This is a genomic window from Allobosea sp. 01N443 (assembly GCF_056399325.1).
In genome coordinates this window covers 1-9,183 of the sequence record NZ_JBFTRC010000216.1, presented here as the reverse complement: position 1 = coordinate 9,183, position 9,183 = coordinate 1, and the positions used below count along the sequence as shown (strand labels likewise).

Here is a 9,183-nt window from a genome sequence, read left to right as displayed (position 1 = left end):
GCTTCTGCACGCTCTCGTCGATGGCGAACTCGATGCGGCCAGTGCATCTGCGCTCGAGCGCCGCCTCACAACCGATCCGCCCCTCGCGGCGGAAAGGGCGCGGATCGTTGCCCTGCGCAGCGCGATGCGGCAGCTGCCCCGGCCGGAGCCCAGTGCCGAGCTGCGCAAGCGTGTCATTGCGATCGGCGCCGATGCATCGGCGCGGCCGGCTCGCAGTTTCGATTGGCGCGCACTGGCCGCAACCGCTCTGATCGCCAGCCTGCTGGCCGGGGGCGGAACCTATTGGGGCGTGTCGAGAGTGGCGCCGGAGGATATGGCGGGCGACATCGCCAGCAGTCACCGCCGGGCCCTCATCGCACCCACTCCGGTCGACATGGCCTCGTCCGATCGACACCAGGTCAAGCCATGGCTTGACGCCAAGATCGGCCTGTCTCCGCCGCCCGACGACTTTGCTCGGGATGGTTTTCCCCTCGTCGGCGCACGCATCGATGTCATCGGCAATCACGTCGCGCCGACCCTCGTCTACCGCCACAATGAGCATCTGATCTCGGTCGTCGCCTTGCCGCGCGCTGTCTCGTCCCAGCCGCCCGCCGGGCCCAGCGGCAGCTCGGCACGGGGGTTTTCACTGGTGACCTGGGAGGATCGCGCCTTCACCTATTGGGCGATCTCCGATCTGGAGCGGGCGGAGCTCGATGCCTTCGTGCGGCTGTTCCAGGCGCGCGCCGCCGAAAAGGGGTGACCACCGGCATCGCTCACCGCTTCCGAGGTGATGGTCCCGAGCTCTTCCGGCGCGTAACCTTGGGCATTCGGCTGGAGCGAGGCACCCGCTCAGCGGGGGCACCAGTCCCAGAAGCCGGTCATGCGCTGGGGCGTGGTGTAGTACCAGCAATAGCCCGCGCGCGGCGCCGGGCCGGCGAGCGAGACAGCCGCTGCCCCGGCGATGAAGCCGAGCGCCGCCCCCGCTGCAACCGCTCCGCCGCGATGCCAGTGACGCCGCGGGTGAACGACGGTCACAGGCCCCGGGCGATGATGCCGGACCTGCGGGCTCGGCCGATGGACATGCGACGGGCGCTTATACGGACGGTGCTGCGGCCGGCTGACATGCGCCCCGTTGCCGGGCCGTTGGGCGCTGGAATGGTGGCCCCTGCGGACAGTCTGCCCCGATATCTGCGGCGAGCTGGAGGAGCGGACCTGCGCTTCGGCCGTGCCCAGGCTGGGCAGGGGCGCCACGACGCTCGCTAGGAGGGCGAAGAGCATGAGAAGCGATTTCAGCTTGAGAGAATGGCGCATGATCTCTTCTCCTCCACGGCAATCGCTCACGCCCATAGAGCCATGGCGCTCCGGTGGCTTCGCGTCGCCGCCCATCCATGCTGGCCTGTCATGTGGAAGTCGATCAACTCATTGTGGGTTGGCGGCCCGGATGGTCCGGCAAGCTTGCCCGGACTCTTCGCGGGCTGTACGTCATCGGTTAACGTGCCGGGCGCAGGTTCCAGATAGACTTGAACCGATCGATCGTGGCGGGGATTTGCGAATTGCCGGGTCAGACTGAAGAGCGCCGCCACCACCGCAAGAAGGTTGTGCAGGAAGCGCGAATCYGGCTTCCCGGCCAGAACAACGAGATTCCCTGCATTATCCGCGATGTCTCGGTGTCCGGCGTCAAGCTGCGCGTGCCGATGGGGTTCGAGGCGCCAGACGTCTTCAGGCTGATCGCTCCGGCCCTGCACATCAACAGCTGCGTGCGGATCGCCTGGCGCAGCCAGCACTCGATCGGCGCGACCTTCATCGCGGACACTGAGCGCCCCGACTGAACGCTGCGAGAGCTGTGGCATTCTGCGAGAGGCGGGGGCCCTGGGTCGGAATTCGTCATCTTGCCGCAGGTCGGGTTCGATGCTGAGTTTCGCGGGTGCCGGAGGTGCCCGATGCCGTTCAGCTCCCTTCCCGAACTCCTCGAACTTGCAACAGCGCGCGAGGCCTTTGAGATCGCCTGGGCTCATATCGAGCCGTCACTCTGTTTCCAGGCCGCCAGCAGCGAGAGCATGAGGCTGTGGCTGGGCTATATCGTTGCCGGGCTGTCGAATGCGCAGCCGGATGTCGATATCGTGCCCCTGGCGGTCGAGCAGTTCCTGGCGACGGTGCCGATCTCCCACTAGCCTGAATCCTGACGCTGCGCCGCCCCGGAGCAAGGACGGTGAGCGCCATCGCAAGCTGAAGTCTGTCGATCTTATGGCCCGATCAGTGGCTCGGCCTGGGCGAACTGAGCGGCAGACGCCGTGATCAGTCCGTCATCGGCCATGCGTCGGAGCACCCAGTCGCGCCGCTCCTTGGCGCGACCGCGGTTGTCGGCGATGTCGAGCCGGTAGGTGTTCGGCGCCTTGGGCAGGGCGGCGAGATAGGCGGCTTCCGCAACGCCGAGATCGGCCGGGCTCTTGCCGAAATACTGGGCTGAGGCCGCCGCGATGCCATAGGCGTAGCCGCCGAAATAGATCTGGTTGAGATAGAGTTCGAGGATCCGGTCCTTGCTCAGGGCGTCCTCGATCCGGCTCGCCAGGACGATCTCCTTCACCTTGCGGGCGAGCGAGGGCGGCTGGCCCGGCAGCAGCAGGTTCTTGGCGAGCTGCTGGGTGATGGTTGCGGCGCCTGCCGGCGTCCGGCTCTCGCCCAGGCTCGCGAGGTTCTGGGCTGAGGCCCGCAGGATGGCCGGCAGGCTGTAGCCGCCATGGCGGTAGTAGTCCTGGTCCTCCGCCGCGAGGAAGGCCTTCACCACATGGGGCGGGATGGTCGCGAGCGGCACCGGCCGGCGATACGCCGTCAGGCCGCCATCCCGGCCGTAGCGCTCGAGATCGGGCGGTACATAGCCTGCGATCTCGGCCGTGCTCGGCAGGTCCCCGCCGTGAGCCCAGAACAGGCCGCCGATCGCCGATGCGCTCAGGCCCGCGAGGAGGCCGAGCAGGGCTGCGCCGCGCAGCGCGGTGCGCTTGATGCTGCCCGCCACCGCATAGGGCACCGAGAGCGGCTCGCGCGCCACGCCCCAGGCTTCGCCGAGCTTGGCGATCATCTCGGCCGAGAGATGCCGCCGCCGGTTCAGGACCTCCGAAGCGCGCGAGCGCGAGCCGAGGAGCTCGGCGAGGTCGGCTTGCGTCCGCCCCTTGGCCTGCATCGCGAGCGTCAGATAGGCGATGGGGTCCGGCGACGCGATCGGATGGGTCTTGCGCTCGTAATCGGCGACCAGCAGGCACAGAACCTCGAGCCGGTCGGCCGCCGCGGAGCCCGGCTCCGCGGCAAACAACCGGTCGATCTCGGCCAGCGCCGCGTGATGATCCGCTTCGCTCCTGATCGGCCTGACGGGAAGGGTTTCGCGCTCCCTCACCTTGCGTCCTCCTCGTTGAGGGCGGTGACCGCGGTGATGCGGATCACGCCCAGCTCGAAATTGACCCTGAAGGCAACGCTGCAGCCGACATGCGGCAAGGCAAGCGCAACCGCATCCTCGCTCACGAAGCGGGCAACGGCGCCGCAATCGCGCGCAATCTCGTCGCGCGCCCGCCAGCTCGCCTGCCGCAGCAGCGCATTCAGGGCGCGCAGAGCAGAGCCGGCCTGTGGGTGCGCCTCGCCATACTCGGCCAGGGCCGAGGCTCCGATGACGATCATGCTGGTGCGATCATAATGTTCCCATAATTGGGAGCAATTGCTCTCATGCTCCCGTTTTCGGGAACATTGATAGGCGCTCGCGCCCGCGGTTCAAAGGATGAAGTGATGCGCCGTCTCCCACGCCTTGCGCTCGCCGCGCTCTTTCTCCTCACGCTCTTCATCCTGATCAGCAACAGCAGTCTCCTGGCCTCCCGGCCGCAGGGCCGGCCGACCTTGCTCGCCCATCGCGGCATCACCCAGCTCTACGACAAGACCGACCTGCRCTCCGATGTCTGCAGCGCCGCGCGCATGCTGCCGCCGCGCCATGACTTCATCGAGAACACGCTGCCATCCATGCGGGCAGCCTTTGAGGCCGGCGCCGATATCGTCGAGCTCGACGTGCACCCGACCACCGACGGCCAATTCGCGGTCTTCCACGACTGGACCCTGGAATGTCGGACGAACGGCGAGGGTGTCACGCGGGAGCACGCGATGGCGCAGCTGAAGGCGCTCGATGTCGGCTATGGCTATACCGCCGATGGTGGCAGGACCCATCCGCTGCGCGGGAAGGGCATCGGCATGATGCCGACGCTCGACGAGGTCTTTGCAGCTTTTCCCGGGCGGCGCTTCGCCATCAATGTGAAGAGCCGGGACAGGAACGAGGGCGAGAAGCTCGCCGCAGTCCTGGGGGCATTGCCGCCTAAGGCCCGTGCGCGCCTGATCGTCTATGGCGGCGACGAGCCGGTCGAGACGCTGCGGCGCCTCCGACCGGATATCCCGGCCATGTCCAGGAGCACGCAGATCGGCTGCCTGACGCGCTATGTCGCCTATGGCTGGACCGGCGTGATGCCCGAGATCTGCCGGGGAACGATCGTCCTGGTGCCAATCAACATCGCCCCATGGCTCTGGGGCTGGCCAAACCGCTTCCTCAACCGTCTCGACAGCGCCGGCACCCAGGTCTTCGCGCTCGGCCCCTATCAGGGCGGCGGTTTTTCGACGGGCCTGGATACGCTCGCCGAATTGTCCCGTCTGCCCGCGGGCTATTCAGGCGGGATCTGGACCGACGAGATCGCCGTGATTGCCGGCGCAGTGAAGCCGACGCGCTGACGGCGTGTCCTTAGATCATCTGTGATTGCATCGGCTTTCCCGAAAACCGCAATCCACTTTTCCGGCCGATGCTTCAGCGGCGCCGGCAGAGGGCAGCCTCATGCGCAGTCGCGCGGCGAAGGATCTTCGTCGCCGTGATTCGCACCGGCGGTCCGTCCTCCACTGTGCCGGAAAGGACGAGACGCCCGGAATAGAGGCCACTGGTGAGGTCGCGGCGCGCAGCATCCGCGGCCGGCAGGCTGGAGAGGTCGGGATCGGTCTTCGCATAGCGCCGGCCTGACGGCACGAGAACGACATCCTTCGAAGGGCAGGGCGCCTGCACGCAGCGCAAACCATTGTCGCAGGCCACGAACAGCGCCTGGGCCACTGCCGGAGGCGGAATCGCGGCAGCAGCCAGGAGGGCGAGCCCGGCCCCAAGACAGCGCAGGCGGCTGCCTCCGCGCGCGGGCGACACGATCACTTTCAGGGCAGCGTGCATCGGCGATTTCCTCAGCCCGGTGAAGATGGCTGATAATCTTTCACACTGACGGCTTGTCAAAGCGCCGGGCAATCGGGCATAGAGCCGGTAACGGAGACGTGGCCGAGAGGCTGAAGGCACTCGTTTGCTAAATGAGCATACCCCACAAGGGTATCGAGGGTTCGAATCCCTCCGTCTCCGCCACTCCTAAGTCATTGAAATCGTTGGAACTTGTGGCTCGCAGTTCCACGCGTTCTGACACAGCGGCCTGTCACAGCCGGGATGGGAGGATCCCCATATCGATTCGGGGGCGCGATGTATCTGCATCGTCGAGGATTGCATTGGTGGATTCGTAAGGCCGTCCCGGTAGATTTGGCCGAGCTCCTTGGGACTTCTCAGTTGCGCAGATCGTTGCGCACCCGGGACGCTGCCCTGGCAAGACGGAGAGCGCTGCAGTTGCTGGTTCGAGTCGATGACGTTTATGCGGTGCTGCGATCTGAAAGGCCGCTGAAGCCGACAAGGCAGCTTGCTCTGGCCCTTCTCGATGAAGCACTCAGCTCTGGCGAACCTTCAGGACGCGAAAATCCCCGCAAGCGCTGGAATCCAGACGAGGTGGATGCAGTGATCGACGTGCTGCGCCACATACGCGCGGTAGAAGGCGAAACGCCGACGCTGGCCGTCCTGTCGCCATACAAGGCCCAGGCGGAGGCGATTCATGCACGCATAACAGTAGGCATGTCAGGACCGCAGCTCCGCCATCTCAAGGCCTTCCAATCAGTTCGCGCGGACGGTGCGTTCACCGGAACTGTGGATTCATTCCAGGGCAGCGAAGCGGACCTGGTGATCCTCTCCCTTGTTCGGAATAACTCCCGAGCTGGACTGGGAGCAGTGGGCTTCCTGCGTGACCCCCGGAGAATGAATGTCGCCCTCAGCCGTGCGAAATCGCAGTTGGTAATCGTCGGCAGTCTGGATTTTCTGCGCGAGGCGGTGCGGGGGGTGAATCCGGAGAACGGACCGCATCAGCTGCAGTTTTTGACCAAGGTGGTCGAAACCATCAATAGCTTAGCGAAAGCAAAGCGCGGCGCCCACTTCAAGGCGCAAAAAGTCCGCCCGTCGGCATTGCGAGCGAAATGATGAGCGCTTTAATCGCGATTCCGATTGCCCGGTTCTCCTGTCGGGTCGTCATCGAGACATCTCGCGCCTGGAGCATTGTGGACGAGGCTTTGTTGTTGGCCATCTATAATGAGCCCCAACCGATGGGCAGCTTGAGCTCCTCTTTGGGGCTTCCTCACCAGATCGTCGTAGCTTCTCTGAGCCGACTGATGCGGTTCCGCCTTGTAGAGGTTGCCCTTTCAGAACGGGGATCCGTCTTCCAGGTGAGTGATTTCGGGATGCTTTCGGTGAGCGGGGGCAATCCTTTGCCGGTCTTTCCCAAGCGAAGCACCAAGCAGGCGAATTTTGTAGTCGAATTCGCTACGGGCGACTTCTTTCCAGCCTCTCATGTGACGATTCCCAGTACCCAGCGACTCCACCGCCATCTCGATGGGGGAACGGAGGTCCGATTTGTTGTCGTCGCTGGTGGAGGACCATCGTTGTCCCACGAAGCGAACTTGGCGCGTTTGTCTGAGATTGCGACGCGTGGTTGGGATGAGCAGATTGCCTCCATAGATCCACGGACAGCATCAGTTCGCCAGGACGAGTTCATGGTGTTTCCGGTGATTGATGGGAGCGTACGCGGTATACCCGAAAAAGCTGGAGAGCCGTTACGCCAACTAATCTTGGATGCGGCCGTTCGACCCGCTGGCACTCGCCAGATCCCAGTAACCTATGGCGGTCATCGCGAGCAGCCTCTCGAATGCGCGGCACAGCACGATTGCGAGTTTAAGGAAGAAGACCTCGTGATCGGAGGCGCCGCTCACCGGGATTGCCTAATGTCGATGCTGGAACGTGCACATCGACGAATGATCATCCACTCGACGTTCCTCGATACGAAAAGCTTCGATGCTTTACTCCCTGCCCTCAGAAAGGCATGCGAGCGGGGTGTGAAGATCGACTTTCTCTGGGGTGACAATGACGAAGATGAAAACCCTACCCGATCGGGAGTAAACGCAGTTTCCATCGCCAAGCGGATTCACGAGGACCCAGACCTAAGAGGACGGATTACGTTCCATATGGGAAGCACGGGGTCGCACGCTAAAATCCTGCTACTCGACACCGAGCACGATGGCTGGTTGGCGGTTGTGGGATCCTGCAATTGGCTTTCAACGCCTTTCAATGCCGTAGAGATTTCCGCGATATTGCGTGATCAGTATCTCGTTGCAGACGTTTGTCGACTGGTTCAGCGGCTGGCTGCGCGTCGTGCTGTCGCGGACAGTTTGGCCTACGAACTGGCAATCACTGTCACTGATTTGCGCCGAGAGCCGCCTCGGGGTGGCCCACACAAGGTCGCTCTTATTGCGGGGGCCGCTCACGAAGATGTCGTGCTACGTGCCTCTCAGGATGCACAACAGCGCCTCTTGATTGGTTGCGATCGTCTTGGTTCGACCGCACGACCTGGAGCGCTCATGCAAGGCGAGTCAGCCGCAGGACGGAACGTTGAGGTCGTGATCCTCTACACAGTGCCGGCAGGCCCACTCAAAAAGCGACACGCGCGAGCATTGAAAGAGGAAGCAGCCCTAAACGGCGTGCGCCTTGGTCAAGCAAAGATTCGACTCCATGGCAAATTGCTCGCTTGGGACAGCGACGACCTAGTCGTCACGAGCCTGAATTGGACCTCGGGATCCGTTATGCCAGATGCGCCCTGGAATGACGTGGGGGTTCATATTTCGATGCCCAATATTGGGGACATTGCCTGGAAACGCCTTGCCGAAATCTATCCAGAGCATCTGAGCACGGCGTCACAGCCATCGGGCAACAAATAAACGGGCGATACCAAAGTGCTGTTGTCGGAATTTGACTTGGACAAGCGGGAAGCTCGGCGCGTCCCTTCACCAGGKAAATGTATCTACTGCTATGACCCAAGCCCGGCGCTCACCGACGAGCACGTTATCCCTTACGCCCTCGCGGCCAACACACTCATTTTGGAAAAGTCGTGTTGCAAGACGTGCCAAGAGATCATCCAGCCGTATGAGCAGGAAGTGCTCAAGAAGCAATTAGGTATATTCCGAGCGCAGGTCGATGCGCCTACGCGGAACAAGAAGGATCGCCCTACGGAGGCGAGGCTACATTTCTTTGAAGCGAATGCGGAAGGCGAGCTGGTCAGAAATCTCGGCTCCCGCTTAATGCCGATCGGAGAAATACCGGTCATGTTCAGCCTATGGGCGTCGCCACCACCACGTCTTTTGCGCGTTCCTAATCAGCCCATTGATGAAAACGGCGGCCCCTGGACTTTTGTGGAGAAAGACGTAGCGAATTCCCTTTGCCGAGCCGTTGGAGAAGAAAAGGGTGTAAGCCATGTCGCCATGAAGGTAGGAGAGGTGAATCGCCTCCATTACCTCCGATCACTCGCGAAAACGGCTCACGCATTTGCGGTCGCAACACTAGGGCTTGACGCGTTTGAGCCTCTTTTGCTTGATCTGATCTTGAATCGTAGCAACGACGTGGCGGAGTATGTCGGCGATTCGAATGTCGACTCACCTTTTGATCTGCACCCCGCGCATACGTTGCAGATTGCGATCGGTGAAGCAGCGGACGGCCCTGCGAAAGGGTACCTGATTTCCCGTATTCAACTCTATCCGATGTTGAACAGTCCGGCCCATCTCGTCGTTCTGGGGAAGGCGATTGAGGACATCGGCAAACGTTTCGAAGTAGCGTTCTGACCCGCTCACTCCAACGTCCGAAGAGCCGCTGTGTTTCGGCCCTTTAATTGCGGGGAGCTGTCAACCTCCGATTTCGCGCGGTCATCGCCGGGGTCATGGTCCTTTCCGAGGTCGAGCGCCTCATGATGATGTTCGGGTTGGGTGCCTCAACGTGTGCAACGACGTTCCAGTAGACGT

11 protein-coding genes and 1 tRNA gene are annotated in these 9,183 nt (G+C 62.9%); 8 read left to right on the top strand and 4 right to left on the bottom strand.

Annotated elements, in window-relative coordinates:
- Positions 1–739: anti-sigma factor family protein (locus AC1DRP_RS31720; RefSeq protein ID WP_476770575.1), on the top strand; the 739-nt coding region annotated here is incomplete at its 5' end.
- Positions 740–828: 89 nt separating this feature from the next.
- Here AC1DRP_RS31720 and AC1DRP_RS31715 read toward each other — a convergent pair.
- Entirely contained in the window at positions 829–1,290 is a 462-nt protein-coding gene (locus tag AC1DRP_RS31715; RefSeq protein WP_441493055.1) for a hypothetical protein, read from the bottom strand.
- 242 nt (positions 1,291–1,532) lie between these two features.
- Here AC1DRP_RS31715 and AC1DRP_RS31710 point away from each other — a divergent pair, with 242 nt between their 5' ends.
- Together AC1DRP_RS31710 and AC1DRP_RS31705 are read left to right on the top strand one after the other, a co-directional pair.
- A complete protein-coding gene (locus AC1DRP_RS31710) occupies positions 1,533–1,808 on the top strand; it encodes a PilZ domain-containing protein (RefSeq protein WP_476770574.1) in 276 nt (91 codons plus the stop codon).
- 111 nt (positions 1,809–1,919) lie between these two features.
- Complete coding sequence (locus AC1DRP_RS31705) at positions 1,920–2,150, top strand: hypothetical protein (protein WP_441507891.1); 231 nt, start codon at positions 1,920–1,922, stop codon at positions 2,148–2,150.
- Positions 2,151–2,221: 71 nt separating this feature from the next.
- On the opposite strand, the gene AC1DRP_RS31700 is transcribed toward AC1DRP_RS31705, so the two are convergent.
- Together AC1DRP_RS31700 and AC1DRP_RS31695 are read right to left on the bottom strand one after the other, a co-directional pair.
- Entirely contained in the window at positions 2,222–3,367 is a 1,146-nt protein-coding gene (locus AC1DRP_RS31700) for a helix-turn-helix domain-containing protein (RefSeq protein ID WP_476770573.1), read from the bottom strand.
- Positions 3,364–3,645, bottom strand: a complete 282-nt coding sequence (locus AC1DRP_RS31695) for a type II toxin-antitoxin system HigB family toxin (RefSeq protein WP_441507889.1) — start codon at positions 3,643–3,645, stop codon at positions 3,364–3,366. The genes AC1DRP_RS31700 and AC1DRP_RS31695 overlap by 4 nt, the downstream gene beginning before the upstream one ends.
- 105 nt (positions 3,646–3,750) lie before the next feature.
- Between AC1DRP_RS31695 and AC1DRP_RS31690 the strand changes: the two genes are divergently transcribed.
- Positions 3,751–4,731 (top strand): glycerophosphodiester phosphodiesterase family protein, encoded by a 981-nt coding sequence (locus AC1DRP_RS31690; RefSeq protein WP_476770572.1) that lies wholly within the window; start codon positions 3,751–3,753, stop codon positions 4,729–4,731.
- A gap of 73 nt (positions 4,732–4,804) precedes the next feature.
- On the opposite strand, the gene AC1DRP_RS31685 is transcribed toward AC1DRP_RS31690, so the two are convergent.
- The gene (locus tag AC1DRP_RS31685; protein ID WP_441507887.1) at positions 4,805–5,209 is read right to left on the bottom strand and encodes a hypothetical protein; all 405 of its coding nucleotides are present in this window, start codon (positions 5,207–5,209) and stop codon (positions 4,805–4,807) included.
- A 92-nt stretch (positions 5,210–5,301) separates the two neighbouring features.
- Between AC1DRP_RS31685 and AC1DRP_RS31680 the strand changes: the two genes are divergently transcribed.
- From AC1DRP_RS31680 to AC1DRP_RS31665, 4 genes are all read left to right on the top strand, one after another.
- Positions 5,302–5,392 (top strand) — tRNA-Ser (locus tag AC1DRP_RS31680).
- Between the two features lie 78 nt (positions 5,393–5,470).
- Positions 5,471–6,322: an AAA domain-containing protein gene (locus AC1DRP_RS31675; protein WP_476770571.1), complete on the top strand. Its 852-nt coding sequence runs from the start codon at positions 5,471–5,473 to the stop codon at positions 6,320–6,322.
- Positions 6,322–8,109 (top strand): phospholipase D-like domain-containing protein, encoded by a 1,788-nt coding sequence (locus AC1DRP_RS31670; RefSeq protein WP_476770570.1) that lies wholly within the window; start codon positions 6,322–6,324, stop codon positions 8,107–8,109. Before AC1DRP_RS31675 ends, AC1DRP_RS31670 begins: the two co-directional genes overlap by 1 nt.
- Before the next feature lie 36 nt (positions 8,110–8,145).
- Positions 8,146–9,006 carry a hypothetical protein gene (locus tag AC1DRP_RS31665; protein ID WP_476770569.1) on the top strand — a complete coding sequence of 287 codons (861 nt, stop codon included), beginning with the start codon at positions 8,146–8,148 and terminating at the stop codon, positions 9,004–9,006.
- The last annotated feature ends 177 nt before the right edge of the window (positions 9,007–9,183 follow it).

What these genes read in the sequence shown, in the direction of transcription:
- AC1DRP_RS31715 (WP_441493055.1), bottom strand. Translation starts at nt 1,290, where the DNA reads ATGCGCCATTCTCTCAAGCTGAAATCGCTTCTCATGCTCTTCGCCCTC.
- AC1DRP_RS31705 (WP_441507891.1), top strand. Translation starts at nt 1,920, where the DNA reads ATGCCGTTCAGCTCCCTTCCCGAACTCCTCGAACTTGCAACAGCGCGC.
- AC1DRP_RS31695 (WP_441507889.1), bottom strand. Translation starts at nt 3,645, where the DNA reads ATGATCGTCATCGGAGCCTCGGCCCTGGCCGAGTATGGCGAGGCGCAC.
- AC1DRP_RS31685 (WP_441507887.1), bottom strand. Translation starts at nt 5,209, where the DNA reads ATGCACGCTGCCCTGAAAGTGATCGTGTCGCCCGCGCGCGGAGGCAGC.
- AC1DRP_RS31675 (WP_476770571.1), top strand. Translation starts at nt 5,471, where the DNA reads ATGGGAGGATCCCCATATCGATTCGGGGGCGCGATGTATCTGCATCGT.
- AC1DRP_RS31670 (WP_476770570.1), top strand. Translation starts at nt 6,322, where the DNA reads ATGAGCGCTTTAATCGCGATTCCGATTGCCCGGTTCTCCTGTCGGGTC.